The following is a 25,724-nucleotide window of genomic DNA, read 5'->3' as shown; positions in this document are numbered from 1 at the left end:
CGGCATCTGCAACACGGTGGAGGCCGCCAAGGCCATCACCGGAAAAAACAAAATCCAAGATATTGTGGGCGGCTTCCATCTGCTCCATCCCTCCGAAGAGCGAATGGACAAAACGGTGAACTATCTCTCCCAGCTGGGCCTTTCCCATATCACCCCCTGCCACTGCACCGATTTCCCTTCCCGCTGGCGGTGTTCTCGGTGCTGCGCCCCTGTTCGCCGATCTGATACAGCCCGGCGAACACCGTGTCCTCCAAGCCCTCGGTTTCAGTGACCGGGATCTGCTTCACCCCATCGTTCAGTTCGGCGTTTTTCACCTCATCCTTTGCGGTGAGGAGATTCAGATAGCGGATGGACGCGCTCTGCTCGCCATCGTCCAGTTTGAACCGCACCGCCTCGTTCAGCAGCTCCACCTGGTAGGTCTGACCGGCCTCCAGCACAGCGGACACCGTGGAACCGCTGACGGTGTAGTCCACGGCCATATTGCCGCCTGTGATATTGATGAATTTCACGGCAGCTTTTATATTGCTGTCTCCGGTCACACCCACCATGTCAAAGGAATATGTACCTGCCTGAAGTTTCGTGCGGGTCACATAGTTTGGCGTTTCCATGGACTGCGCTTCTTCTCCCGCTGCCGTCTTGGCATAGAGGGTCATGTTTTTTGTCACGGTGTCGCCCGTTTCCACCCCGCGGGTCAGTTCGGCGTCATAGTACCAGCCCAGGAAGATCACCCCGGCCTTGGCCGGCGTAGGCAGGCTGCTGATGGGGGTGTCCTTCGCGGCGGTCTGGGGTTTGGGAAGGCTGATGTCCGTCTGACCGCTGCCCAGCACAAATTGCACTTCGTAATAGGTGGTCTGGCTCGTCCCTCCGCCGGAGGAGCCGCCTCCGCCAGAAGATCCGCCGCCTGTGGAGGGCGTTTCCGGCTTGACGGCTGGATCTCCGGCCTCGGGATCGATGCTGACCCGCTCGGACGGCATGCCGGGTTCCTGATACCAGGTCTCCACCGTTTCGTCCGTCCGCATACACAGTGTGGCCGCCTGGGCGCGGCTGGCATTGCCCGCCGGATTAAAATTTACTCCGTCGCCGTTCAAAAGGCCGGTTTTCCACAGCTTCAAGACTGCGTCCCGCGCATAGGGGGAAACCGTGTCGATGTCCGCAGGTGTGGTGGTGATCACCGTGTCAGTCGTATAGTCCACATCAAATTTCTCAAAATAGCGCACAAAGAATACTGCCATCTGCTCCCGGTTGATGAACGCATCGAGGGAGAACTTCCCGCCGCCTGTACCAGCCGTGACCCCGTGCTTCACCGCCCATGCCACATAAGGGGCATAATAGGCGTCTGCCGGCACATCGCTTAAGCTGCTCTCACCCTGATAGCGATCGGCATCCACTCCAGCCATCCGTCCCAGCACGGTAACGAACATCCCGCGGGTCATGGTCCCGTTGGGTTCAAAGGTCGTCGCGCTGGTGCCACTGAAAAACCCATTGACCCGCGCGTACTGCACAGCGTCATAGAACCAGTCTGTTTCCTTCACATCGGCAAATGGGTCTGCCTGCTCCGCAGATGCTCCCTGTGTATCCGCAACGGCCAAAGCCGTGGATGGGATCAGCGAGAACACTATGGCGAATACCAGCAGCAGGCTGAGTATCCGTTTTTTCATATCGTGCGTTCCTCTCGTGCGTTCCTCCTTTTCTTCTACTGGGGAAATCCCATTTCAATCACAACAGCAGCGCTCCTCTTCTCCCAGCGCAGCAGCCGAATGTGTCCCCTTTCCCTGAACACCTCTGCTCAGTCCTTATAAACGGTGGTCGAGATCTCGCCGCCCACGCAGTCAAAGGTCACGGCGTCGGAGTAGGCGTAATTGCCCGCCGCATCCCACATCTCAAAGACCATGGAGTAGCTGCCGTCGAACAGGGGCGCCTCTCCAAAGGCCGTGTCGGCGGTGACAGTCAGTTCCTCGGCGGCGTACATCTCAAAATCATCATCCCCGGTGAAGGTGGCGGCTTTCCAGATGGTGGTGATGACATCGCCCTCGGCCAGCAGGCGCAGCTCTTTGCTGGCCATGCCGGACTCGTCCAGCCCCTGGGAAGCGCCCAGGATGCTCCATTCCTCAGCGGTAAAGTCGTAGACCACCTGCAGATTGTACGCCTCGCCATTTAACAGGATGGGAACGGAGTAGAGGTTGTAATCATCGCCCCCGAAGGACAGCTCCATATAGACCAGATGACCGTCCAGCGCGCCCCAGACGCCCCGGAAATTGTCGTAGAACACGCCGTTTTCCCAGTCAGCGTTCAAATCGTTGTCGGTACCCAGCAGGAACATCTGGTCGCCCGCCTCGTCCACATAGAACAGGGAGAAACCGATGCCCGCCAGAACATCGTTGGCCTCCGGGCCGAGGGTCAGGAAGGAGATTCCCTCGTCATCCAGATCCAGCGGTGCGCCGTCCCAGTCCATATTGGCCAGCGTGACCCGCTCCGGCAGCTCCCCAATACCCAGGGAGCTGAGGTATTCCTCGCCGCCCTCGGCCAGCTCACCGGTGAGCTCGTAGGCGTACAGATTCTTGAATGCGGTGCTCTCGCCCACGGTGATATATCCGTTCAGATCATCCACATCGCCGTTATAGGAGTAATAGCAGCTCAGCCCTGTGGCCTCAGCCCGGTAGGGGCCGCTCACCTGATAGAGCACACAATCTGCCAGCGCATCGCAGACATTCTGGGCGGAAGGCAGCATCCACGCAGTCTGCCGGGCCAGATGGCCCAGGTCCACCATGTTAGTATAGCCCTGTTCACGGGTGTTACCGCCGTAGTTCTCGCTCTGGACGGCGGCCCGGCCCAGTTCGGCAAAGAAGCCGGGATCCTCCGCCGAGGCCGCGAGCGCCTCCTGCCCAAAAGACTCGTAAGCCTCCAGCAATGGATCCAGTTTGGAGAGGTCGGTCACGGACAGGGTGGTCTGATCCTGGGTGCCTACCGCCTCGCAGCCCTGGTAATAGGTGTCGCAGATGGCAACGCCCAGCGCCGCGCCGTCCATATCCGTATTTTCCGCCAGCGCCCCAAGCCAGCCGGAATAAAGCCAGCCGTTGCCCGGCTCCACCTCCTCGGAGGCCACTAAATATTTGGCAAAACCCTGGAAGGTGGACGCCACATCCACCGTAGCCATCAGGCAGGTGTCGAAGCCCACCAGCTCCAGCGCAGGGTGTTCGGCGTCTGCCGGCCATACGGCGTCAAAGGCCTGATACATCTCGGCAAGGTCCAGGGAATCCAGCCCGTAAAGCTCATCAAAGGCTGCGCCGCCCACCGAGCCGCCGCCATGGTTCCAGAAGGTCACCGCCACCTTGTCGGCGGGGTAATTCTCATTGGCAAAAGCTAGGAACTCATAGAGGGTCTGGGCGTCGCCCATATTGGCGGTGTCCTGCTCCTCGATGAGCTGAAGCCCCTCGCTGTTGTAGAGCCAGCGCTGGAGCTTTTCCGGGTTCATCTGGTCGTTCTGCCAGACGGCGGCTCCGCCGGTCTGGATGACTACATTGACGTTTTCGGGGAGCTGTACCTCCATCATTTCGGAAAGGTCGGTGGTGGCGAAGCCTCCGTCGGTCTCCAGATCGCTGCCGCACAGATACCAGTACACCGCCCAGCTCCCGTCCCCGGCCTCGTCCCCGCCGCAGGCGACGAGGGACAGGCACATAGACAGTGCCAAAAGAAATACGAATATTTTGTTCTTCATCCCTGCCTCCATTTCAGATCCCCAGAAGCTGCCGCTTCTTGGCCGCAAATTCTTCCTCCGTCAGCACACCCGCATCCAGCAGGGCCTTGTACCTCTGAATCTCATTCACAGCATCCACCGGCGCCGCCGGACCGCTCTGCGCGGCCTGCGCTGCAGCGGAGGAATTGAGATGTACTTCGCCCGCATTGGGATCCATCATGTACATCAGCTTGGAGGCCAGGAGATGCAGCTCCTCCGTCTGCTCCCGGTAACTTTTCAGATAGTCCTCCGCGCGGGGGTAGTCTCTGTCAAATTCCGGGCCGGAGAACTCGTCCTCGATTTTCTGCCAATAGGGGTGGTCCAGTATGATCTCAATACGGAACTTCTGCACCGGCGCAGACGCTTCAAAACGGGGGCGGTACAGATCGCTGGTGCGTTGGCGCTTCCGGCGCTCCTCGCTGCTTTCATCCATACAGTTCCGCAGATCCTCCATGGCCTCCCGGCGCTCATACTCCTGTTTGTGCATATGGAACTGAGCGATGATCTGTGCCATATCGTTCACCCGGTCGGGAACGCTGCTGGCGTGGCAGTTCAGGACCCCATCGCCGCTTTCAAACAGGGTTTCACCGTCCTCTGAAATGCGGAAGGACTTCAGGTCCTTCCCCTCAAAGACCCAGCCGCTGCCCTCCTTGACCCGGAGAAGGCCATGGGCCTCATCCACATACAGCGTGCCGCTCCAAAAACCAATATGAAATTGATAGCTGCTTTGAAACTCACTCTGAAGGCTCTTGTTTTCCGCAAACGCGGCGAGGTACTGCCTGAAATCGGTGAGGGACATCCTGTTCACTGCACCGTCCGGCAGGTCGATCTGGCTGTCACATTCCTTACAGATGGGCTGCCCCTCGATTTTGGTCGCCAGCAGGCGGGGCGTTGGGCTGCCGCAGATGGGGCACAATTTTTTGTTGTTGGTGAATAATCCCATGGTAGGCTCCTTCCTGGGACCTGTTGACAGGTCCCGTCAAGATTTATGCGCAAAATTGTTTGCAGGCTCGGCTGAGTGAAGTCAGCCGGCAATAGAGGCGTCGTCCATGACCGCCTCCAAGTGCTTCATGTTCATGTATTTCTTGCTACCCCACAGTGCCCTTATTGTACATTATCCCGCGAAAACATCGATATCAAGATAAGCCTTCACCGCGTCGAGGTATTCCTCATCAGCGGGGAGGACGAGGGTGTAGTCGGGCTTTCCATCGACACGCAGCGTCATGCGGAGCATTTCATCCCGATTTTCATTGCGCCAAGGCTCTGCAGGCGAAAGATAGCTGCGGTCGATCCCCATATCCGGCGTCAGCAAGCTGCGGGCGTTGGGGACAAAGGCACTGTACCGAGCATCCTTTTGAACACAACTTGTTTTTCGGTCTCGCTCAGAATCTGCGGTGCCGTCATCGGCGCATTGGGAGCAACTGTGTTCGTGACATCGGTGGTGACGATGCGGTACAGCCGGGCGCTTGACGAACATATATCCGATACTCTATACTAGAAGAAAACCTTAAGGATACCAAATGTAGGTTGAAAAGGATAGAATAAAAAGCATGGAGAAATTGATCTTTTCGCTGGTTTTGCTATTGACTGCAAAAATCATTTATCTGATCACAGGAAGAAACCGACGGCAGATCGCGCGTATCCCCAAAGGGATGGCAATCTTATGCCAGCCGCCAGGACAACGGTATGTCGTTTATGCAGTAGGCGTATTCCAACTTCTTTTTGTTGCCTTTTTCCTCGTACTTTACATAAAAGACGGCGCACCTGCAGAAGCGCGGCTGATGTGGAGCCTGCTCGTCATAACTTCAATCTTGATCTGCATGCTTCTGATTTTCTGCGGGAATGTGGCAGGTCGGGACTGCGTTTATTTTAACAGCAGGGAAGTCCGGATTGAAAAGCCCTTTCGCAAGTCCAGAACCTTTCAGTGGGAGGAAATCCGAAAAGTAGACGGTAACTTTGACAATGCAGTCAACTTATATCTTCTGGATGGAACCAAGGTTCTTACCGCAAGGCTCGGAATGGTAAATTATGATGTATTTTGCGATATGATCAAGAAAACATGCCCAGAAAAGATTGCCAGCTACTATCGTTCCCATATGTACGAAGAACCGCAAAAATGCATTCTGCGCTATGGCTCCGAGTATTATCTTCTGGCAGCTATGGGCATCGGCATTCTCCTGATTTATATGGCAATTCTGGTGCCCGCAGCAGCGGAAAACAGCATCATACAGCAGTTTCTGCAGGGTGATTTCTCCCAGAGGTTTACGCTTTGGTTTGCACCTGTCTGCGGAGTCATCAGTATCGTGTTCCTGGTCGTGATGCTCAATACAAATATCCGGTATTCACAAGAAAAAATGACCATCAAATACCCACTGCACAGAAAACATGAACTTTACTGGAGAAACATCCAAAGAATCGAAATGGCTGCAGTGGAAAAAACGGAAAAAGCGGAATGGATGAAGCTGCGGCTGTACACACGGGAAGGTACTTACAAGATCAGTTTCAAATTCCTGACACATGGAAAAGATGAATTTTTATCCATACTTTTCATGATGATTCAAAAATATGGAATTTCCTGCATGCAAACAGATAAATAAACAGAGTAATGGAGAAAAAACAATGAAGCAAATTTCGGATACCTGTATGGCATCAAATCAGAGCGGCGGTTGGTGGAGGAAGTTCAGCTCAACATCGCCTACCGATGGTTTTGCGGATTTGAACTGGATGACACGATCCCAAATCACTCCACATTCAGCAAGACCAGAACGCGAAAATGGCAGCAGAGCAGCCTTTTTCAGAAAGCCTTTTATGAAATAGTCAAGCAATGCATAGACAGCGGGCTGATCGACGGAGAAGCGATGGCTGCGGATGGAAGCTACATTCCGGCCAATGTATCAAGAGAAGGCTGGATCAATGTAGAAACAGAAGTTGAACAGAGTATGCAAAGCTATCTCGATTCTTTGGATGAAGAGCTTTCCAATCAGCCGGGTTTCAAAAAACCACCAACAAAAATTGTAAGGAAGTGCCATACCACCAGCCAAACGGATCCAGACAGCGGTTATATCAATCACGGCAGCAAATCGACGGGCAAATATCTGCGGTGCTACCAGGTCGAGGGCGATGCCTGTATGCGCTGTCCAAAACGGCCGGGCTGTTTTGACAAGGCTGGAATTCGGCGCAGAGTGTTGGCCAGCAGCTGCTATCCGGCATTTTTCAGAGGGCATCAGCGCGTGGGAACTCCTGAATACCTGTCCATGATGCGGCTTCGCAAAATCTGGGCCGAAGGCAGTTTCTCCGTCTTGAAACGGGAACACTGTATTTCAAAGATTCGAAAAAGGGGCATTCTCGCGGCTACGGAAGAATGCCTCCTTGCTGCCATGGCCCTAAATCTTAAGCGGATGGCAAAATGCCATCTTTCGCTATCCCCAAATTTATTATTCTGCTGGGGCCACGATGGGTTTCAGCTGAATTTTTATGTTTGTCAACAGGTCCTTCCTGCATCAGCAAATGGCGACAGGTTCCCTGCGAGCGGCGCTCTTGAGCACCTGACACATCCGTTCCAAATCGTTGCCAAAGCCACCAAAGCCGTAAATGTCATCGGGGCTGTTGAAGTAGATCTCCAGCTTCAGTTTCGGCCAGTAGGGCTCCGTGGTGGTGATCAAAAGGCGAAAATAATCGTTGCTGTTCTTATCCTTATCCAGTATTTTTGCAATGCCGGACAGGGCGGAAAGGGCGCTTTCCAATGCCGTTGCGCCGGGCGTATCGGAATCATCCACTTTCTGATTCAGCCGGTACAGCTCATACCGGGTGATCTGATCAAAAGAAAACACCACCGGATTATCCGAATCATCCATATCCGCATCGACGAGATACAGAAAACCGGCGCCGGGATCTACGCCCATCTTCGTGCCGCGGGCGTCGTACTCTGCCTCCCAGTGCAGCGCGTTGTATTTCAGGGCATTCTCCCTGCGATATTCCAGATGTTCCTTTATAAACTCCGGCGTTGCGTCCTTCAGCAGCTCCTTTGCCATAGAAACCTGAGCAGAGCAATCCTTGCACAGAGCCTTCTTGCCGCCGATTTTTTTGTGAAACAGTCCCTTGACCTCGCCCCCGCATACCGGGCATGCTTCTTTCTTGCGAAACAGTCCCATCATGTCCCTCCTTGTAAAACATTCATCTATTTTCAGCGGATCCCGCCGCGGCCTCCGCCGGAGAAACCGCCGCCTCCGCCAAAGGACACCCTGCCGCCGCCTCCGCCTGCTCTGCGGTTCGGTGCTCTGCGCAGTTTTTCACGGCTGTACGCACCGTACATCACGCCATTGTAACAGCCGGTATAATGGACATAGCGGCGATATTGGTTTAACTGGGGAAGCTGATCCGGATATAACTCCTGAATCTGTGCCTCCAGCTTGTCCGCGATGCCCAGTATCAGGGCATATATCATATAATCCTGCCAGATGACCGCTTCCTTGACGCCCCGTTCGTGGATCAAAGAGAAATCCAACAGGAAATGCTTCAGGCCGTATATCTCGTCCAGTTCCTGCTGCCCCTTTTTTGTCAGGTCCTTGTCGTGATTCAGAACAGCGCCTTTCAAACAGCCGCTCCTGATCAGCGTCTGCTTGCCGCTGCGCTCACAGGACTCCATAAAGCGGGACAGGGGGATGTAGTTCTGCCCACAGTAGCGTTCCAGCTCGTTGGGGTCCAAAACGCCGTCTGATCCGGCGGCAGCTTCCAGAATGGTGTAGAGCGCGTCGTCGTACACATTTCCGCTCTGAGGCCCATGGCTCAAACGCAAACGGACCGGTTCCGCGTCAATGGAATCATCTGTGCTTTCCAGGCAGCCCTGGCTGATCAGCCGCATCAGATAAGCGCCCAGCAGGGCGTCCTCTTCACACAGGCCGCTGCAACGGCCCAGCTGATAGGTCACATTCAAATCGCCGTTATTGGGCGCGTCACGAAAGTAGCCAACCCGCTCCATTCGCTTTTTTCTCCTGGCTTTTCCCACTTTTACGAGCAATACAACCAGCAGAAGGATGAGCAAAACCGGTGTGAGAACGATGGCGGCAAACAGCAGGGCATCCCCCGCCGTAAGGGGTTCATCATCCCACGCCGCGTCCTCACTGTCCCCATAGTCGCTGCCCTCAAGGGCACGCTCCTTCACCGATTCAAAGCTATCCTCCACGACGCGCCTGGGTGAGAGGACGCCCTTTTCCAGAGCCACCATAACGGTCATGTGCGCACCGCCCTCCAGCGGCGCTTCGCTCCACGCCCGGATAACGCCGTCCTCAAACTGGATCTGCCCGTCAAAGCCAAAGGCCCAGATGTCACAGTTCTCATCCGTCAGCGGCGTGCCGTCCTCGTTGCGGATGGTCAGCGCCACATCGGTGGGGAAAAAGCTCATCTCGTCCACAAAGCGGTGGTTGAAGCCGTCTGCGTCAGAGTAGCTTCCCACCAGATCGTGGAGCACATATTCAATGGTATAGCGGTTTTCTCCGTATTCGCTGATGCCCCAGCACAGCTCCACGCCCTCGTCGATTTCAAGGATCCCGCACCGGTTCGCTTTCTCCTCAAAGGAGGCGTCCACATCCCAGTCCTCCACATAGACATAGGGACCGTTTTGGTCGGAAACGGAAAAATCGGTGATGGTCAGATAGCCGCTGTCCCTGCATCCGAGATAAAATTCCGTCCCCTCATCGGTATCTGTGGTCCAGACCTGGGTAATATGGGCCGAGCCGTCGGGCCGCAGGGCCACGTTCAGCTCCATCTCCGGCACCCGGCTGGCCGCCAGAGCCGGCGTGCAGAGCAGGATCGCGCAGAGGAAGGCCACAATGATGGCCGCAATCTTCTGTTTCATTGGCTCACTTCATACTAGGCATATCCGCCTTTTCTTCCACCATCTCCAGATAGTCCCGCTGACGGAATCCGAACATACCGCCCAGCAGGGAGGTAGGGAACATCCGCAGTTCCCGGTTCAGCTTGGTCACGCTGTCGTTGTAGATAAGGCGGCTGGTGCGCACCATTTTTTCATAGCTGTCCACGGCGTCCATGCACTTTTTATAACTCTCGCTGGCCTTCAGCTCGGGATACCGCTCCGCTACCATGGAGATGCGGCCCAGAGCCTCGGAGATGATTCCCTCCTGCTTCAGTACATCGTCCGGGGTGGATGCGGCTGTGATGACGCTGCGCCGGGACTTGATGGTCTCGATCAGGGTCTGGGATTCGTGAGCGGCGTAGCCCTTGGCCAGATCCAGCAGGGCGGTGAGCGCGTCGAACCGGGAGGAGAGCTGTACCCCGATCTGGCTCATGGCGTTGTTGACATTCTCGTCCATGACCACCAGCCTGCGCTGGACGCCGATCCCCCAGATCACGAAAATGGCGATCAGTCCGCCAATTATGATGAACGGCATAAAAATAGCCCCCTTCAAAGCTCAAGGCGGATGCGGACTGGCGCATCCGCCTTGAGCAGAATCAAAATGACATCCTGTATCGTTGTCTTGGATTATTCTTCGTTCTCCAGATATTCCTCAATGACGCCGTTGAACTCATTGCACGCCTTAACCATCTCGTCGAGCTGCTCCTGCGTCAGCTCATCATCGCTCTCCAGCTGCTCGCCGTACTTCGTGATTGCATCGGCAATCGAATTCATGTAGTCGATGTCTTCTTCACTCCAGCCGCTCAGATCCTCATTTGAGATCTCCACAAACTTGTTGTAGTTCTTGGCAAGCTCGTTGTAAGCGTCGATGGCAGGCTGCTTATCCGGGCCGCCGCAGGCCGCCAGAGAGAGGCACAGCACCGCTGCCAGCAAAATGGTAAGTAGTTTTCTCATGTTCGTATTCCTCCTATATTTCATACAGCCATTTGGCTTATTTGTATCATAAGCCCCATGAACGAAAAAAGGGGGCGCACGGCCGGAATCGTACGCAGAATGTACTGAATCGACCGCGCACCCACCTTCAAAGGGACAGCCGCAGGAGAAATATTCCGTTGTTCGCCGAGAATGAGCAGACGCCGCCGTACCGCTTCACGATGGCGCAGATGCTCTGAACACCCAGACCGTGACCGGGCCGGCTGGAGATGGGAACGCCGTTTTCAAATCGGACCGGTTCGGCGCAGGGATTGGCCACCTGCAAAAAGAGCCTGCTGTCCTGTTCATAGCCCTCCACCGAAATAACGGGGGCTGTTTCCACAGCGGGCAGGTTCCGACAGGCGTGGAGGGCGTTTTCCAGTGCGTTGGACAGCAGTACGCACAGATCGCTGTCGGAGATCAGGAGAAAGGGTGGGAGCGTCACCGCCGCATTCAGGGAAATGCCGTCCCGGCTGGCGCGCTGCGCAAAGGCGGAGAGGATGAGATTGGCCGTTTCGTTTTCACAGTACCATTGCACCTTCTGCGCCTCAATCTCCGCGCAGATGCCGGAGATATAGGACTGCGCCCGCTCCGTCTGCCCCTCTGCCATACAGCCCGCCAGATATTGCAGGTGGTGACGCAGGTCATGGCGATAGGCACTGGCCTGCTTTTGGGACTGGCGCAGCGCGTCGATCTCCCGGACAGCCTGGGTCACCTGCATCCCCAGGCCGTTTTGAAGCTGCTGGAGCCGGTTCCGCTGCTCCTCCTCAGCCACATAATACAGAAGAAACACCAGATATGCTCCACAGCAGACAAAGGGCATAAACTCCACCACCACAGGTCTGCCGCTGGTGAGAATGCCTGTGTAGACGACGGTTGCGTAGTCAAACACATAGTACACCGTTGGGATCACGCCGAATACCAGCTTCAGTTTGATGGAGTGATCCGCCAGCCTCCGGATGGACGGTGCGGCAAAGCGCAGCAACAGGGCAAGCAAGGGCAGCGTAACGGCAAGTTCCACCACATTCTGCATCACATGGCCGCCGGAGGCCAGCGCCACCACAAACAGTGCAAGCCAGCGCCGGAGCTGGCAGCAGAGATAGGCTGTCAGGACGGAAACCACTGCCCACCATGGCTTTTTGGTGAGTACGGACATGAGTAGGATCAGGGGCAGGTGGATGATCAGCGGGTAGATCATCCGGAGGAAACTCGCATCCCATGTGGCATAGATCCAGCCCGACACAAGAGGGATCACCACCATGCAGCACCAGAATACCACCCGGTTCCGGCGGGAGTCCAGTGCGCCGCAGAAGCTGGCCGCCAGGATGCTCCCGAACAGGCTCACCGCAACATCGTTCAGCAGGGAGACAGCCGTGCTCATACCATCACCCGCCTGTTCCGAAAGGCGTAGTCCAGATATGCATCCTTGATCTCATTATACTTCCCCCGTGGGAGTGGGATTTCTGTCAGGCAGGACATGGTGATCGCCCTGGCGGAGATGTTCCGGACATATTCCAGATTCACCAGATAAGAACGGTGGGGCCGCAGGAAGCGCCGGTACGGCTTCAACTGAGCGCTCAAGGCATCCAGACTGCCGATGCTCTCCAGCACCTTGCCGGAGGTCAGATGAAAAAACAGCGTCCGGTGGATGACCTCGCAGTATTCCAGCTCCTTGAGCCCGATCCGGGCGACGCCGCTTTTACACCGCAGGACGATGCTGTCCGCCTGCTCCTTTTCACACGCTGCAAGGGCGGAGTCCATCAGCCGGAAAAAGCCCTCCTTCCAGATAGGCTTTAACTGGTAAAAGTAGGCTCCCACTGCATAGGACTGCACTGCGAACTCCGCCGAGGAGGTCAGGAAAATGATTTTTACATTGTTGTCAAGCTTTCGGATCTCTGATGCCGCATCGATCCCGTTTTCCCCCGGCATCAGGACATCCAGGAACAGAATGTCAAACCGGGTTTTGCACTCCATGACATGAAGCAGCTCCAGTGGACTGTGAAACATGGCGCAGTCGAGATCTTCGTCCCGATCCGCGCGGTATTGGTCAAACAGCGTCTGAAGCTCTTGCAGCATGGAAATATCATCATCACAAAAGGCGATTTTTTTCAAAGGAATTCCCCCTTTCGCAGGGTTCTCATAGACCATAGGTGCATTTATATTTTATCCGGCTGCTCTTGCAGGAGCGCTTCTGTAATGCTATATTCATATTATTATAACTCGCCCCTCAAGGGGCGAGTCAAGAAAATACATTATAAAAACTGGTGACTAAAATGAAAAAATATGGTGATAACCTGTTTCAAATCGGGGAGGCGGCAAAGATCCTCGGCGTGACCCGCAAAGCGATCCTGGTCTATGAGGAGATGGGACTTTTGACCCCGGCGGTCAAGGATAAGGACAGCGGGTTTCGATATTATTCAGCGGATAACCTGGCTCAGATCCGCTCCATCCGTTCCTTGCAGACTCTCGGCCTGTCCCTGAAGGAGGTGGCGGAATATTACTACGATACGGAAAATATAGATGCTCATTTACAGCGCCTCCTGGAACTGCGGGCGGGCCTGGACCGGAATATCCAGACCCTTCAGACCCGCGCCGTCCGGCAGGGCGACCTGACCGTCCACAGTACGGCGCTTCCCCGGCAGGTGTGCTTCTGCCGACGGTACCAGTGCCGGGACACCGCCGAGGCCGCAGTCAATCTGCGGAGTACCTATATCGCCGCCGCCCGGACGGGGCTTATGTCCAAGACATTGAGATTTTTCACCATGCGCATGACGCCGGACCCCAATGTGCTGGATCTCATGTGCTGTATTCCCGTGGAGGAGCACTTCGACGGGCCGGAGCGGATGGAGTTTGCGGAAACATCCGCACTGTGCGTCTACTACCGGGGCCCCTATGAGGGGATAGGCGACGCTGTCCGGGCGCTGGCGGTATATGTACAGGAGCATGGCGTCCAGACCACTGGGCCGTTCCGCTCCATCTACCTGGAGGGGCCGCCCAACCGCGGTGAGAACAGCGGCGACTATATCACGCAGGTCTCCGTGCCGGTCAAGGATCTGCGGGGAGAGCAGCGTTGATGCTCACAAGTTTTTTGGAGAGACAATAAAGCAGGAATCTATCATTTTGACCCAATTGTAGAGTTGGGGCGGTCTTGAAAACCGCCCCAACTTTTTATCTTTGCGGGTGGATACCTTGCCCCACAAAGCCTGTATTTTTCCGTCTGGTTAAAGGCAGGCAGTTTTCGGAGATTTTCCTCCGAAAACCGCCTGCTGTTCCTAATCCTATTATCAACCCGGCGGGGCGGGCTGGCCCGCCCCGTCGATAATCCGGATATTGCGCTGCGTCCGAAGCGTTTTTCAGCATCTGCACCATCTGGGCCCGGGTGCAGGAGATGTTGGGACTGAAGGTGGTGTCCGATGTGCCGGAAGTGATTCCCTGCTCCACCGCCCATGCCACCGCACCGGCGTACCAGGAATTTGCGGGTACATCGGTGAAACCCATGACCTGTTCGGTGTGGACCAGCAGGTAGTGGGAGAGGTGGTCAGTCTCAAAGACAAAGCAACCGCTCTTGGCATCATAGCTGCCGCCCTTGTTCTCAATGGAGCCGTCGTCCCGGATGTGCCAGACTGCCAGTGTGGACATGTCCTCGCCCTTCTCAGGGGTGTAGGGGATGGAGATGGTCAGCCGCCCACCGCCGAAGGCGGACTGCTTCACCTTCCCGACCACGATGTCTACATCCACCACCACGGCCACCTGAGCCAGCGCGCTGACGGCCTCCTGCTGGGCGTCGGTCAACTTGGCCTGCTGGACGGAGACGGTCACGGTTTTGCCGGAGGCAATGGATTCCAGCGCCGCTTCGTCCAGCTCCACGGCGCCATCAGGGAGGCGGACCGTCAGGCCTGTGTCCTCAGCCTCTTCGGTTTTGGCGATGACCGAGGCGGGCAACTTCACGCTGTCTACCTTGGAAAGCCCGGAGAGATCTACTCAGTGACCAAAGAGCAGATCGGCAAGGTAGTGGCCACCATCACCGCCGCCCTTGACAAGTAGTTTGTTTCCCCTTACTATTTAAGGTATCAAAGTATCGATCTCCCAGAATGGGAAAAGAAAGGGAAGTGATGCCGTGGACCGGAAGATCGAAAAGGATTCCCAGGTGCCCATGTACGAGCAGATCGCCGCCCGGCTGAAAAACGAGATCCTGGAAAAGAAGTTCGGTTCCAGCGGCAATATCGGCACCCATACCCAGCTAGCCGAGGAATTTGGCGTCAGCCTGATCACTGTTCGGAAAGCAGTGCAGCTTCTGGTGGACGAAGGGCTGCTGGATGTGGTGCAGGGCAAAGGGACTTTTGTGAAAAACACCGTTTTGCAGGATGACCTCACCCGGCTCACCGGCGCCAGCAATATCATTTCGGAAAGCCATCTTTCCGCCAAGGTGGATGTGGCCGCTTTCGAGATCATCGACACCCCCTCCTCCTTCGGCCCTGAGCTGGAAGAGGGGTTGGGCCAGCAGTGCCTCCACATCCAGCGGGTGCATCTGCTGGAAAAGGCCCGCACTGCCTATGCCGAGATCTATATTCCTGGCAAATACGGAGCCAATTTCACCAAAGCTGATGTGGAAAGCCGCACCATCTACCAGCTTTATGAGAAAAAGCTTCATATGCAGCTGGGCCGGGGCAAGCAGACCATCCGGGCCGACCGGGCCTCCTCCCAGGCAGCCAAGGCTTTGCAGATCCCCGAAGGCTGGCCGGTGCTCTCCATCCGCCGCCGGGCCTATAACGCCCAGGAGGAACTGGTGGAATACATGATCATGACCTATGAGTATACCCAGTATTCCTTTGATGTGGAGCTGAACCTGAGTTCCCGATAAAATCAAAAGAGGAATTTCCTAAATTTTGAAGAAAAGAAGGATCTGTATGAAAAAAGCAAGACATTGGGTCCAGGCTGCACAGTTGGTCACCATTGTGGAATAACCCCCTCAAAAATCAAAAGAGACGGCTTTCCGCCGTCTCTTTTTTCATTCTCTTTTGGCAAAGGGGTCCCGATGGGGGTCTTCATTCCACAGGTATTCCATATCCTTTGCAATGGCCAGAGCCTGCTGCCGTCCATAGAGCCGGGCCACAAACCCCAACGCCATGTCCATCCCTGCGGAAATACCGGAAGAAGTAAAGAACTTTCCATCCTCCACCCAGCGGGCCGCAGGCTGCCAACATACATTCTCTCCTTGCTTTTTTACCCAGGCAAAGGATTTTTTGTTGGAGGTGGCCCGTCTGCCGTCCAGCAGGCCGCAGCGGGCCAGCAAAGCCGAACCGGTGCACACCGACAAACAGTATTGCGCCCTTGCTCCCTGCCGGGCCAAAGGCATCCAAAGTTTCAAACTGAGAAAAGAGCAATAAAACGATCTTCATCCAAACCCCTCCTAAGACTTAGTATACACCCGGAAAAAGTCAAAGACCATCCCTGTGCTCTCTTTCAAAGAAAAGAATGAAACCCCATCCTGCCTGCATAGAATGAGGTAAAGACGAAAAGAGAGGGAGGGCAAAGAGGGTGAAAGGTCTACCCGAGGAACGGTGTGCCGAGCTAGCCCGATATATCGTGCATAACAATGCCACCGTACGCCAGGCCGCTCAGCGGTTCGGCATTTCCAAATCTACCGTACATGCAGAAGTAACAAAAAAGAATTTCTAATTTGGATGATAACATAAAGCCGCCTGGTCAATTTAAACATTGGCCAGGTGGCTTTTTCACTTCGCCCCTTATGTAAGGGATGAAAAATCACACTCATGTAGAGCTGAGCCATCGCGTTATTTCAATTCACGCCCCTACATGAGGGGCGATCAGTGACGGGTTCCAGCCGGTAAAGGGTGGTTGTATTTCAATTTACGCCCCTGTGAGAGGGGCGACCAGTGCCAGAGGCGAAGCCAGGTTTCCCGCAATATTATTTCAATTCACGCCCCTGCGTGAGGGGCGACACTCAGAAGATCCTGGACAAGCTGTGCGCCGACCAATTTCAATTCACGCCCCTGCGTGAGAGGCGACCGAGGAAACTGGGGCTGATTTGATGCAGGAAGTATTTCAATTCACGCCCCTGCGTGAGGGGCGACTCGCAATTCCTGTTTCATACTCGCCACTGTACACATATTTCAATTCACGCCCCTGCGTGAGGGGCGACCGATCACTACGGCCTGAACGCCCAGCTGCATAAATTTCAATTCACGCCCCTGCGTGAGGGGCGACTCTACGACACCACCACCGCCCACCTTGTGGGCAGCTGGATTTCAATTCACGCCCCTGCGTGAGGGGCGACTGGCCTGGACACCCAGTTGAACCCAATCACACAAATTTCAATTCACGCCCCTGCGTGAGGGGCGACCCGATGGCGCTTCCCAGAATATCGCCCTGCCCGTTCCAATTTCAATTCACGCCCCTGCGTGAGGGGCGACGCGGAAGTCAACGGCACGGAGATCACCGAGGGAAACGGCCTATTTCAATTCACGCCCCTGCGTGAGGGGCGACGGGGCCTTTGTGGACCAGCCTTCGGAAGGGGGCAAATTTCAATTCACGCCCCTGCGTGAGGGGCGACACGAAGATCTCCAACAGCCTTTACGAGGTGAACAAATTTCAATTCACGCCCCTGCGTGAGGGGCGACCGGCAACCGGCAGATCGGATACATGATAAACGGCCAATTTCAATTCACGCCCCTGCGTGAGGGGCGACCCAAAAACCTTCTCACCAATTTTGATAAGCGGCAGGTGATTTCAATTCACGCCCCTGCGTGAGGGGCGACGGGGACATCACCGGGAAAAAGATGAACAATGTGTTTATTTCAATTCACGCCCCTGCGTGAGGGGCGACACGGGGCAAACCGCACGGCAGCAGAGCCTTTTGCAAATTTCAATTCACGCCCCTGCGTGAGGGGCGACTGGGGCAGAAGCTGGGGAGAAGAGTAACCTGGACAGATTTCAATTCACGCCCCTGCGTGAGGGGCGACGGAATGGTCTGTTTTTGAAAAAACAGAAAAGAAAGAACCGATTTCAATTCACGCCCCTGCGTGAGGGGCGACAGCAAAATTAGACAAATACATGTAGCTATTTTGCTGCAATTATAACAAAATTTAAATGAGTTTTTTAAAATATAGCTCGGACTAATGAGAAAACCTCCATTTTTCAGCTATATTTTCCTGTTTTTCTGCGCCTACCTCCCCAATTTTTCTGTGTTGGCACGATAGGCGCACTATCACAACAGCAGAGCTTCGCCTGCTTGCACCAAAGGGGTACGCCCCATGGTTTCAATCTTATGCTGATAGGAATTCCCCAAGCGATAAAAGCGAATAGAATCGCGCTCATGATCAATCACTTTGGAAAGTTCCTCTTTCAGAACTACCCATTGTGCAGCATCCACCAATACCTCGAATACGGAATTCTGTACCCGCATACCGTTGTGTTCACACAGTTTGGCCACCTTCCGTAGGCGTTTTGCCCCCTGTGCATCGGTGGTATCCACATCATATGTAATGACCAACAGCATGTGCTACCTCCAAATAAACGGCGGATACCGATCCAGATCCCCCCGCAAAACCCGGGCAAACAGCATCGCTTGAGAGTAAGGGATCATCCCGATGGGGATTTTTTCTCGGAGAAACGGATGCTGCACCGTTTCCCCTTTTCTCTTTTGCCAGCTGCTCAACACAGTGCGTCGGCCCCGCTCATTCAGGAAAACTGCCTCAAAATCTTTTTCCCCCAGCTGTCCCAAATTGAACAACGACAACACAAACCGATCGCACAGCGGTGCTCGCAATTCTTCAATGAGATCCAACGCAAATGAGGGTCTGCCCGGACGCAGCGTATGAAGATACCCCGCTGCCGGATCCAACCCCACCGTTTCCAGCGCAGAGCAAATCTCCCGTGTCAGCAGCGTATAAACAAAAGACAGCACCGCGTTCACTTCGTTTGCGGGTGGCTTTCGGCTTCGTGTTTCAAACCGAAACCCAGCTGGACTATGCAGCATAAAATCAAACTGAGAAAAATAGATGGTGGCCGCTGCGCCTTCGACTCCCCGCATGGAGTCAATGGATTCACACGATTCCAGCTGAATCGCCAGCTGGCTGAGATGATTGGACGCCTGTGTCAGCGATTGGGCTGTCTCTTCATTTTTTCGCGCAGCACGCATAAGGACGGTCTTGCTGTTTTTGATTTTCCCCAGTAAAATATCCCGAACCAGCAGGTTTGCAAATTCCGGGCAAGCAATGCTTTCGTACTGTTTTTTCCGCAATAGCACATTGCCGCTGACCGGACCGTAAAACCGCCCGTAAAAATGGCCATGAGACGATAAAAAGGTAATGGAAATACCCCGTTCCCCACAAAACCGGAGCAAAGGCGTGGAAACTGTCATCTGTCCAAAACAGACAATCGCTTCAATGTCCTTGGCCGGTACAGCAGTTTTTTCCTCTCCACCGATCTTTACCGCAATGGTTTCATTTCGACAAAACAAGTAGCTATCCGGTGTAAGAACATAGAGGGTATTGAGCAATTTTTTCAAACCATTTCCACCTCCTTGGCCTCCTGGGCCAGCTTCTGGCAGTATGCCCGAGCCGAATGTCCAACAGTAGGCATACAGTATTCCAGCAAAGAACACCGCCTGCATTTTTCAGAATATGGGGCCACGGGAACCATGAGAGTTTCCCGAATACGGCGAAGCTCCTTGGCTGTTTCCAGCACTAAGCGGCGCAGCGGCTCATCCAGCATCACCCTTTGCCGCCGGTGAGATGAGATGTAAAAGAGGGCTCCTTCTGGTATCGAAGTATGATACATCTCTTCCAGGCACATGGCCTGGGCACAAAGCTGGATTTTATATTCTTTTTCCTCCCGCAACTTTCCATGTTTATACTCTACCGGATAGAGCAGAACCGGGAAATCCACTGCGGGAATCCGGCACCCAGAGGGATCTCCCCGTGCTTCAATCAAATCACATTTCCCTGAAACGCCCAGATTATTGGAAACAACCGGGTATTCAAACAGCTTCAGTTCCTGACCTCGCCGTTCAATTCGCTGAGTGTGGACGCTCTCGTGTTCCTTGCGCCCTTTTGCTGTATCGGAACTCTCCAGCCAAATCCGCTCATTCAACAGCAATCCCACTCTTCGGGGGCAATATCCCAGCTGTGATAGATAGGAAAGGGGCAAATATTCCACATCACACTTCATGGAACCAATTCTCATTCTCTGGAAGTTTACCCCAGGTAATTCCCGTGTAGGTTTGGAAGCCCACTTCCACCCCTGCCGGAATGTGTTTCAAATCAATGGCCGCATCATAGTCACGGTAGGAACGGGGAACCTCTACATCCGGCTTTTTTGTAACTTTCACCAGCTCAAACAGCTTATGGGCTGGAGCGCATCCCAACTTTGCCTGCCGGATACGCTGCTGCTCATCGGTGTCTGTTCCCACATGCCGAAACAGGATCAGCGGAGACACCACGGACATTTCTCCTTTGCTGGCCGAATGGTCATGCTCATACATATTGAGAATTGCTTCAAACAAAATCCTCAAATCTTCTTGGTCAAAGCCAGTTTCTGCCGCAAGGTTGGCGCTGATAAATCCTCTTACCTCATAAAGCCCAAAGGGGATCAGCTGCTTGCGCCCCATCGTGCGCAGAGAATCCACATCCCGCTTCTTCTCATCTTCCAAATAGGCTTCCACCGTTTCTCCTTTGACACTGTCTGCAATAGCCATGCGAGTGATGGAAATATCCAGAGGCAAAATGGGATCCATGCTTTTTCCGAAGGTGATTTGGACCGGTCCCCGCACCTGTCCGGCGTTAGGACCAGTGGACATCACAGCGCCAAAGGTGCGCACATCGTAGAACATTTCACAAGCTTTCTGCCGTCCCTTGTAAACCGCTTCCGTGGTTTTGGCGCACTCTTCCACCTGGGCAGCACGCTTGGCAGATGCAATATGCCGGTTGATGTTGGTGCCCTGCTGGATGATGATGCCCATACCAGGACGGTCTCCATAGGCGGTTTCCACATAATTGCGGATCCGCCGTTTGGTGGCCACATCGGTGATATATCCCTGCATCGTCTGGGGATCAATGCGCGGTGTGTTACCCATATCCGGGTCGCCGTTGGGATTTGCATTGGTGCAAGCCACATAGTACAGAAACTCATATCGATTTTGAATAGCCATGATTTACTCTCCTTTGTTTTGATCGGCAGAAACAGAGCTGTTTTCATACCGTTGACGGCGTTCCGCGTTCATCGCAGCAGACATCTGATAATATCCCAAAGCAAACAAGGACTGCTCCGGCAAGTCCAGTACAGTGGGAATGCTGTCGCCGATTCGGGTGCTGATCTCCGCAAGACGGGCTTCATATTCCTGCACCAACCATTTGTTTTCCAGTTTTGCCAAGTAATGAGTGGACATTTTAGCCAATCTTCCCAACACCAGTGCTGGAGTCTGCTGGGCCGAAGCAAAAAAGCGTTGTACCACGGTGACATTCACATCTGGATATGCCTTTTTCTGCAGCGCTGCATAGACCGCCACCATGGCACCAATATGGTAGGCGGGGTTGGGATGTTTGGGATTGTATTCCGGCATAAGATCATCCTCCTTGTGATTTCGAATCAGCCAAACCTTAAGCCACTGACAGGCGATGGGGTCTGGAAGCAATGAACCATGACGATCCGGCTCTTGGGTGAGCATCTGTGAGCGAATATATTGCAATGCACGGACGGCAACAGAATCCGGAAGCCTTGACCCATAAAGGATTGCTTGCAAAATGGGGGCACTTAAACCAGATAGCTCTTCATTCAATCTCTTGAGTACATTTTTATCAGCATTCTGACGCTTCAATAAACGAATCAAACGAGCCGTTAGTTTCGCTGGTCTTAAATTCCCCGTGCCTCCCGGATTTGCCAACTGCAAATCAACATACCACCGGTCCAGACTGGCTTTCAGCTTCTTATAACAACCCTGGGCGAACCGGCGGACCATTACCCGACCATTCACTCCACTGAGCAATAAAATGTAGTAGCTGTTGGGGAGATCGGTTACTGCCTGTCCGCTCTCCACTGACCGAACCATCCGATCAGCATCTCGTCGGGCCTGCTGCATTATTGCTGTATCTTCTTCGGGCCTATTATTTCCGCCTTCTTCGTCTTCCTCATCCTCTTCTTCTGGCGTCAAGCTTCCAAAGATGGGAAAGATAATATCCTGCTCTTGTTTTTGCAGCGGCTTATCATACCAATGAACGAACTTCATCCCCGCCAGAACAGGAGCATCCTGCAGCAGGGTATCCAGAGCGACTCGCACTTGGGCAAAGGCTTCCTCGGAAACCGGGGCGTTAGCGCTTTTTTTCAGCCCATAGGAGCAAAAGGCCGATTTGTCAAAGCAAATCAAGGCATCGCCGTTGGGATGTCCCCCTACCACTCGAAGGCCGGTACTTTTGGGCACTGTGGCCATAGGGGCGGTGGGCTCCCCGGTAATCAGGCAGAGGGACAGGCGGTCGTCCTCCACAGGCGTTTGAAACTGACGCCGGTAATCCTGCCACCAAGTTTCCACCGCAGGGCACTCCACCAAATAAGTATTTTCCACTATAAAAGAAACCCGATCTGATGGTTTAAGTTTGTGCTGTTCCAGCGCAGCCGCCATGTCAGCGCAGCACTGGGGATTCTCCAGTGCTTTCCAGCAAATTTCTGCCAGCGGTTCTGTTTTGCTAAGATCCTTCATCCCCTCCCGAAAAAAACGGCTCTTTGGAGTAGGCTCCGACGGGAAGATCACGCTGCACTTTTCCACCAGCATGTTGCATTTATTACCTTGATTCAGGCTCCCAATATCAGGACATCGAAAGGGATTCACTCCGTCTATCCGCACGCCCACAAAATCTCCATCCTCCGTGAGACACAGGAAGGCCTTAATGGTTTTCTCTGCATATCCGACGGGCAGCGTCAAGTTCATCCGCTGGGCATAGTCATACAGGGCTTTCAGCACAGGAAGCCACCTCCTGTTTTCAGCACACGCGGATCGTCATAAGGCGGCACTTCAACCACACCTTGCTTCATCACAGCATGAAAAAGAGACAGCTGTGGACGGGTCTTTTTCCGAAGGGCAAAATCATGGAGATCAAATACATCATAAACCATCAGCCCTGCATCATAATCCCGAGAAATGGGAGGACGGCTACCATCACTTTCTTCAAAATAAGCGACAAATTCGCGAAGCCCCAAACAAGGCTGCATAAAACATTTTCCACCCCTGATCCTACGCAAAGCCTGCTGATAAAGCGACTCTACCTTGCCAACATAATCAGGACGGGGACAGATCTCAGCCGTGATACGATAGCGTACATCCCGCAATGCTATCGTCTGGCGTTGGGTACGACAGTCATCGGTGTTTATCGGTTTATCAGAGGTAGTTTCCTTCACTTCATTCCGCTTAAAGCTGGAATAACGAATAGGAGACAACACTTCGATCCGGGTAACCTGCCAATAAAACTCTTTCGGTTTACAATAAATAGAAGAAAGCATCCCTCTGGCCGCCGATGGCGTGGGAAAGAGATAAGATAAACGCTCCACCTTCTCATAAGGCGGAGAAAAACAAGCAAAATCCCCCCAAAATTCCACACATACTTCCAAAATCATTCCCTCCTTTTTCGCTTTGCACATCATTGTACAAAGCGCTCATACTATAATTATTTCAATTCTTCCCCCGATTCATTTTATCAGGTCAATTAAAGTATATAAATTCTTATTATTGATGTCAACGGATATTTTTCTACAAATCACCAAAGAAGATTTTGTAACTCTTCTTCAGGAGGACAAAATCCCATTTTAGAATCATAGCACTCCTCTCTACCGGAAAGAACCACATAATAAGGACTTTCCCATGTTCCTGCACAGCCTTTACCGGCGGGGAAAAGTGGTTCGCAGACCTGTTCTACCAATTCCCGATCGTAACAGGTGACAGTCAGGGGGGCGGCCATCCGCAGTAGGGATTTGGTCAGGCCGGTTTTCAGCGCTTCGTCATATAGCTTTTTGTATAGCGCTTTCCGTTCTTCATAGGGAACAATGATTTGAACTCCCTGCTGTTCAATCAGCCGGTAGGTTTGTGAAACCGCCGGAAAATCCCGCTCAGTGATGGCTTTTTCCAATGCCCGAGACTTTTTATCCCCCCGGAACATACCCAGCAGCTGCCGGTAATACTGGCGAATGCTCTCCGGATCGTGAATGTCAATGGGCCGTTGCATCTGCATGGTGCGGACGATTGTGGCTCCATTTTCATAGTGGGAATCAGGATACAGCCGATCTTCCGCTGGAACAAAAACCACCAGCTCCCCACAGGTGGACTTACCATTCCGGTTACAGCGTCCGGCGGCTTGAATAATAGCTTCCAGCGGAGCCAGCGCCCGATACAAACAGTCGAAATCCAGATCCACACCGGCTTCGATGCACTGTGTGGACACTACCCGGCAGGGAAGCTTTTCTTTCTGCCGCCGATGGATAGCTTGAATCACTTCCGTTCGGTGTGCCGGGCACAGGTCCGTACTGAGCAGAAACAGTTCTTCTTCCTGACAGTATTGAGCCAGTGCTTGATAGAGCTTTCGGGCATGGGCGCGGAGATTGACGATGGTACACACATTTTGCTGCTGTGCCATTCGCCTGGCAATCTCCTCCAATGGAGTAGAGGTGTCTATTTCCCAATGGGCTGATGTGCGGCGCAAAGCTCTGTAAAACTCGCAGTGCTCCGGCAAAAGTTTCGACGCAGACCAGTTGATTTCCCTGAGCCCGGTATAGTCAGGCTGAGTGGCAGTGGAAAATACCACGCTGCACCCATAACGGGCACAAAGCTCCTCCATCACTTTCAGAGTGGGAGACAGTAGGGAAACCGGCAGGCTCTGGGCTTCGTCAAAAAGAATCACGCTCTTTGCCAGATTGTGCAGCTTTCGGCAGTCGGCGGGATGATCAGAAAACAAGGATTCAAAAAAGCGTACCGAGGTGGTGATGAGAAAGGGTTGATCCCAGCGGGCAATATGTTCTTTCATCTCTTCAGGCAGTCTGGACTGACTGTGGTCCTCCATCACATGGGGAAGAATCTTCCGGTACACTCCGGCACTCTGCTCAATCAGGCTGAGAAACGGCAATACCACAATGATTCGTTCTTTTCCAGCATACTGGCAATGGTGCAGTGCAAAATGAAGTAAAGCCAGTGTTTTTCCGGTGCCGGTAGGAGCCGTCAGAGTAAACAATCCTCCCTCCTGTTCTCCTGCCTCTCCACAGCGTTCAAACAACCGATTACGAAACTGATTCAGCACCGGATCCGCACCGGATTTTGCTCCAAGAGTTTGGCGATAGGCATAGAGATTCTTCAGTCCATCGGAAACATCCAATGTTAACTTCTCTTCCTGGGAGACACCAGAGGATACCGTATAGTCGGCGTCCACCAGACAGGAAAAGAGCATTCGGGTATACAGCATGGATGCTTCCTGACCGTCCAAAGCCGGGAACGGTAAAAGGTCTTTTCCCTTGGGAAAGCGGAAATCCGGAAACTCTGACTGAAAAACCTCTCCCGCTTCTTGATAAGCTTGTCCACCCCACAGAGCTGCCTGCATTCCACAAAAAGTCGTGACCGGATCCTTCGTCCGTAAAACCGCATCCAGCACTCCGGCCAAATCCTCCTGGCTCACCAAATAAGAATGATGGGCAGCAATGGCTTCTACCATGGGGCGAAAGGGCTTTTTTGCAGAATTTTTCTGGAAATTTTGATAAAAATATAAAAATGCAGCTCCGCAAATAGCATGATCGATCCCTGTCTGTGCTCCCTTTAATACATTTTGAAATGCCAAGCTATATTTTCCAAAATCGTGAAAAAGCCCACATAATTCGGCCGCTTTTTCCTCTCCCCAAACTCTCCCGTACTCTCCCGCAAGAGTTTTTACTGCCTGCAGATGTGCTTGCACCGTTTCTTGTATGCCATCTTTATCAGGAGATTTTGCATAATATGCCATAGTCATCATCCACCTCTTGAATTATTTTCTTTTCCCGCTTACTATCAATCCCATTTTATGGGAATTTCTGCATTTATTATAGCGTACTTTTACCTGATCTACCATGCAACTGTATCAAAGAACATTGTTAGTTGGTTGCTTCCCAGGGCACAGGATGGCA

Annotated in this window: 23 protein-coding genes, 3 pseudogenes and 1 CRISPR repeat array; of the genes and pseudogenes, 6 read left to right on the top strand and 20 right to left on the bottom strand. The window is 53.5% G+C overall.

All coding sequences use genetic code 11. From position 1 onward, the window contains the following. Nucleotides 1-149: 149 nt before the first annotated feature. The 4 genes from KQI26_RS03855 to KQI26_RS03840 all read right to left on the bottom strand — a co-directional run bounded on the left by KQI26_RS03855 (nt 150) and on the right by KQI26_RS03840 (nt 5,210). Entirely contained in the window at nt 150-1,658 is a 1,509-nt protein-coding gene (locus KQI26_RS03855; RefSeq protein WP_216503290.1) for an S-layer homology domain-containing protein, read from the bottom strand. A 128-nt stretch (nt 1,659-1,786) separates the two neighbouring features. Next, nucleotides 1,787-3,715 carry a clostripain-related cysteine peptidase gene (locus tag KQI26_RS03850; protein WP_216503289.1) on the bottom strand — a complete coding sequence of 643 codons (1,929 nt, stop codon included), beginning with the start codon at nt 3,713-3,715 and terminating at the stop codon, nt 1,787-1,789. Between the two features lie 13 nt (nt 3,716-3,728). Beyond that, nucleotides 3,729-4,676: an SHOCT domain-containing protein gene (locus tag KQI26_RS03845; protein WP_216503288.1), complete on the bottom strand. Its 948-nt coding sequence runs from the start codon at nt 4,674-4,676 to the stop codon at nt 3,729-3,731. Between the two features lie 171 nt (nt 4,677-4,847). Further along, nucleotides 4,848-5,210 carry a hypothetical protein gene (locus KQI26_RS03840; RefSeq protein WP_216503287.1) on the bottom strand — a complete coding sequence of 121 codons (363 nt, stop codon included), beginning with the start codon at nt 5,208-5,210 and terminating at the stop codon, nt 4,848-4,850. A 73-nt stretch (nt 5,211-5,283) separates the two neighbouring features. Here KQI26_RS03840 and KQI26_RS03835 point away from each other — a divergent pair, with 73 nt between their 5' ends. Beyond that, on the top strand, nt 5,284-6,330 hold the full coding sequence (locus KQI26_RS03835) for a hypothetical protein (protein ID WP_216503286.1): 1,047 nt from the start codon (nt 5,284-5,286) through the stop codon (nt 6,328-6,330). A 42-nt stretch (nt 6,331-6,372) separates the two neighbouring features. Further along, a pseudogene (locus KQI26_RS15680) lies at nt 6,373-6,534 on the top strand (transposase); the annotation flags it as partial. A gap of 93 nt (nt 6,535-6,627) precedes the next feature. Here KQI26_RS15680 and KQI26_RS03825 read toward each other — a convergent pair. After that, nucleotides 6,628-6,957, bottom strand: coding sequence for a hypothetical protein (locus KQI26_RS03825; RefSeq protein ID WP_216503388.1), 330 nt, complete (start codon nt 6,955-6,957; stop codon nt 6,628-6,630). On the opposite strand from KQI26_RS03825, the pseudogene KQI26_RS15255 reads away from it, so the two are divergent. Next, a pseudogene (locus KQI26_RS15255) lies at nt 6,862-7,077 on the top strand (transposase); the annotation flags it as partial. The gene KQI26_RS03825 and the pseudogene KQI26_RS15255 overlap by 96 nt on opposite strands. A gap of 156 nt (nt 7,078-7,233) precedes the next feature. Here KQI26_RS15255 and KQI26_RS03820 read toward each other — a convergent pair. The 6 genes from KQI26_RS03820 to KQI26_RS03795 all read right to left on the bottom strand — a co-directional run bounded on the left by KQI26_RS03820 (nt 7,234) and on the right by KQI26_RS03795 (nt 12,689). Continuing rightward, nucleotides 7,234-7,884, bottom strand: coding sequence for a hypothetical protein (locus KQI26_RS03820; protein WP_216503387.1), 651 nt, complete (start codon nt 7,882-7,884; stop codon nt 7,234-7,236). A 32-nt stretch (nt 7,885-7,916) separates the two neighbouring features. Then, on the bottom strand, nt 7,917-9,587 hold the full coding sequence (locus tag KQI26_RS03815) for a DUF2207 domain-containing protein (RefSeq protein WP_216503285.1): 1,671 nt from the start codon (nt 9,585-9,587) through the stop codon (nt 7,917-7,919). Nucleotides 9,588-9,591: 4 nt separating this feature from the next. Next, nucleotides 9,592-10,140, bottom strand: coding sequence for a LemA family protein (locus KQI26_RS03810; protein ID WP_118748356.1), 549 nt, complete (start codon nt 10,138-10,140; stop codon nt 9,592-9,594). 92 nt (nt 10,141-10,232) lie between these two features. Continuing rightward, the gene (locus KQI26_RS03805; RefSeq protein ID WP_216503284.1) at nt 10,233-10,559 is read right to left on the bottom strand and encodes a hypothetical protein; all 327 of its coding nucleotides are present in this window, start codon (nt 10,557-10,559) and stop codon (nt 10,233-10,235) included. Between the two features lie 127 nt (nt 10,560-10,686). After that, the gene (locus KQI26_RS03800) at nt 10,687-11,958 is read right to left on the bottom strand and encodes a sensor histidine kinase (RefSeq protein WP_253292658.1); all 1,272 of its coding nucleotides are present in this window, start codon (nt 11,956-11,958) and stop codon (nt 10,687-10,689) included. After that, nucleotides 11,955-12,689 carry a LytTR family DNA-binding domain-containing protein gene (locus tag KQI26_RS03795; RefSeq protein ID WP_216503283.1) on the bottom strand — a complete coding sequence of 245 codons (735 nt, stop codon included), beginning with the start codon at nt 12,687-12,689 and terminating at the stop codon, nt 11,955-11,957. The genes KQI26_RS03800 and KQI26_RS03795 overlap by 4 nt, the downstream gene beginning before the upstream one ends. Before the next feature lie 161 nt (nt 12,690-12,850). On the opposite strand from KQI26_RS03795, the gene KQI26_RS03790 reads away from it, so the two are divergent. Continuing rightward, nucleotides 12,851-13,651 (top strand): MerR family transcriptional regulator, encoded by an 801-nt coding sequence (locus KQI26_RS03790; RefSeq protein ID WP_216503282.1) that lies wholly within the window; start codon nt 12,851-12,853, stop codon nt 13,649-13,651. Nucleotides 13,652-13,745: 94 nt separating this feature from the next. Here KQI26_RS03790 and KQI26_RS03785 read toward each other — a convergent pair whose 3' ends face one another. Next, nucleotides 13,746-14,525, bottom strand: coding sequence for an S-layer homology domain-containing protein (locus KQI26_RS03785; RefSeq protein ID WP_216503281.1), 780 nt, complete (start codon nt 14,523-14,525; stop codon nt 13,746-13,748). Nucleotides 14,526-14,694: 169 nt separating this feature from the next. On the opposite strand from KQI26_RS03785, the gene KQI26_RS03780 reads away from it, so the two are divergent. Further along, entirely contained in the window at nt 14,695-15,438 is a 744-nt protein-coding gene (locus tag KQI26_RS03780; RefSeq protein WP_216503280.1) for a GntR family transcriptional regulator, read from the top strand. A 147-nt stretch (nt 15,439-15,585) separates the two neighbouring features. On the opposite strand, the gene KQI26_RS03775 is transcribed toward KQI26_RS03780, so the two are convergent. Continuing rightward, entirely contained in the window at nt 15,586-15,933 is a 348-nt protein-coding gene (locus KQI26_RS03775; protein ID WP_216503279.1) for a DJ-1/PfpI family protein, read from the bottom strand. Between the two features lie 182 nt (nt 15,934-16,115). Here KQI26_RS03775 and KQI26_RS03770 point away from each other — a divergent pair. Continuing rightward, nucleotides 16,116-16,247, top strand: a pseudogene (locus KQI26_RS03770) (sporulation transcriptional regulator SpoIIID); the annotation flags it as partial. A 127-nt stretch (nt 16,248-16,374) separates the two neighbouring features. Beyond that, a CRISPR array of direct repeats spans nt 16,375-17,632; the repeat unit is 32 nt; unit sequence ATTTCAATTCACGCCCCTGCGTGAGGGGCGAC. A gap of 173 nt (nt 17,633-17,805) precedes the next feature. Here KQI26_RS03770 and cas2 read toward each other — a convergent pair. From cas2 to cas3, 7 genes are all read right to left on the bottom strand, one after another. Further along, the gene (cas2, locus tag KQI26_RS03765; protein ID WP_216503277.1) at nt 17,806-18,096 is read right to left on the bottom strand and encodes a CRISPR-associated endonuclease Cas2; all 291 of its coding nucleotides are present in this window, start codon (nt 18,094-18,096) and stop codon (nt 17,806-17,808) included. A 3-nt stretch (nt 18,097-18,099) separates the two neighbouring features. Then, a complete protein-coding gene (gene cas1c / locus KQI26_RS03760; protein WP_216503276.1) occupies nt 18,100-19,107 on the bottom strand; it encodes a type I-C CRISPR-associated endonuclease Cas1c in 1,008 nt (335 codons plus the stop codon). Next, nucleotides 19,104-19,769 (bottom strand): CRISPR-associated protein Cas4, encoded by a 666-nt coding sequence (cas4, locus tag KQI26_RS03755; protein ID WP_216503275.1) that lies wholly within the window; start codon nt 19,767-19,769, stop codon nt 19,104-19,106. The genes cas1c and cas4 overlap by 4 nt, the downstream gene beginning before the upstream one ends. After that, nucleotides 19,759-20,748, bottom strand: coding sequence for a type I-C CRISPR-associated protein Cas7/Csd2 (cas7c, locus tag KQI26_RS03750; RefSeq protein WP_216503274.1), 990 nt, complete (start codon nt 20,746-20,748; stop codon nt 19,759-19,761). Before cas7c ends, cas4 begins: the two co-directional genes overlap by 11 nt. Before the next feature lie 3 nt (nt 20,749-20,751). After that, complete coding sequence (gene cas8c, locus KQI26_RS03745) at nt 20,752-22,551, bottom strand: type I-C CRISPR-associated protein Cas8c/Csd1 (RefSeq protein ID WP_216503273.1); 1,800 nt, start codon at nt 22,549-22,551, stop codon at nt 20,752-20,754. Next, the gene (cas5c, locus tag KQI26_RS03740) at nt 22,545-23,195 is read right to left on the bottom strand and encodes a type I-C CRISPR-associated protein Cas5c (protein WP_216503272.1); all 651 of its coding nucleotides are present in this window, start codon (nt 23,193-23,195) and stop codon (nt 22,545-22,547) included. Before cas5c ends, cas8c begins: the two co-directional genes overlap by 7 nt. Nucleotides 23,196-23,341: 146 nt before the next feature. After that, a complete protein-coding gene (gene cas3 / locus KQI26_RS03735; RefSeq protein WP_216503271.1) occupies nt 23,342-25,564 on the bottom strand; it encodes a CRISPR-associated helicase Cas3' in 2,223 nt (740 codons plus the stop codon). Nucleotides 25,565-25,724 lie beyond the last annotated feature (160 nt).

Source organism: Intestinimonas sp. MSJ-38, assembly GCF_018917925.1.
Taxonomy (GTDB): Bacteria; Bacillota; Clostridia; order Oscillospirales; family Butyricicoccaceae; genus Pseudobutyricicoccus.
This window is presented reverse-complemented; position numbering and strand designations above follow the sequence as displayed.

What these genes read in the sequence shown, in the direction of transcription:
- KQI26_RS03815 (WP_216503285.1), bottom strand. Translation starts at nt 9,587, where the DNA reads ATGAAACAGAAGATTGCGGCCATCATTGTGGCCTTCCTCTGCGCGATC.
- KQI26_RS03775 (WP_216503279.1), bottom strand. Translation starts at nt 15,933, where the DNA reads ATGCCTTTGGCCCGGCAGGGAGCAAGGGCGCAATACTGTTTGTCGGTG.
- KQI26_RS03835 (WP_216503286.1), top strand. Translation starts at nt 5,284, where the DNA reads ATGGAGAAATTGATCTTTTCGCTGGTTTTGCTATTGACTGCAAAAATC.
- KQI26_RS03820 (WP_216503387.1), bottom strand. Translation starts at nt 7,884, where the DNA reads ATGGGACTGTTTCGCAAGAAAGAAGCATGCCCGGTATGCGGGGGCGAG.
- cas4 (WP_216503275.1), bottom strand. Translation starts at nt 19,769, where the DNA reads ATGAAGTGTGATGTGGAATATTTGCCCCTTTCCTATCTATCACAGCTG.
- cas7c (WP_216503274.1), bottom strand. Translation starts at nt 20,748, where the DNA reads ATGGCTATTCAAAATCGATATGAGTTTCTGTACTATGTGGCTTGCACC.
- KQI26_RS03800 (WP_253292658.1), bottom strand. Translation starts at nt 11,958, where the DNA reads ATGAGCACGGCTGTCTCCCTGCTGAACGATGTTGCGGTGAGCCTGTTC.
- KQI26_RS03790 (WP_216503282.1), top strand. Translation starts at nt 12,851, where the DNA reads ATGAAAAAATATGGTGATAACCTGTTTCAAATCGGGGAGGCGGCAAAG.
- KQI26_RS03825 (WP_216503388.1), bottom strand. Translation starts at nt 6,957, where the DNA reads ATGCCCTCTGAAAAATGCCGGATAGCAGCTGCTGGCCAACACTCTGCG.
- KQI26_RS03855 (WP_216503290.1), bottom strand. Translation starts at nt 1,658, where the DNA reads ATGAAAAAACGGATACTCAGCCTGCTGCTGGTATTCGCCATAGTGTTC.
- KQI26_RS03840 (WP_216503287.1), bottom strand. Translation starts at nt 5,210, where the DNA reads ATGTTCGTCAAGCGCCCGGCTGTACCGCATCGTCACCACCGATGTCAC.
- KQI26_RS03850 (WP_216503289.1), bottom strand. Translation starts at nt 3,715, where the DNA reads ATGAAGAACAAAATATTCGTATTTCTTTTGGCACTGTCTATGTGCCTG.
- KQI26_RS03845 (WP_216503288.1), bottom strand. Translation starts at nt 4,676, where the DNA reads ATGGGATTATTCACCAACAACAAAAAATTGTGCCCCATCTGCGGCAGC.
- cas3 (WP_216503271.1), bottom strand. Translation starts at nt 25,564, where the DNA reads ATGGCATATTATGCAAAATCTCCTGATAAAGATGGCATACAAGAAACG.
- cas2 (WP_216503277.1), bottom strand. Translation starts at nt 18,096, where the DNA reads ATGCTGTTGGTCATTACATATGATGTGGATACCACCGATGCACAGGGG.
- KQI26_RS03805 (WP_216503284.1), bottom strand. Translation starts at nt 10,559, where the DNA reads ATGAGAAAACTACTTACCATTTTGCTGGCAGCGGTGCTGTGCCTCTCT.
- KQI26_RS03810 (WP_118748356.1), bottom strand. Translation starts at nt 10,140, where the DNA reads ATGCCGTTCATCATAATTGGCGGACTGATCGCCATTTTCGTGATCTGG.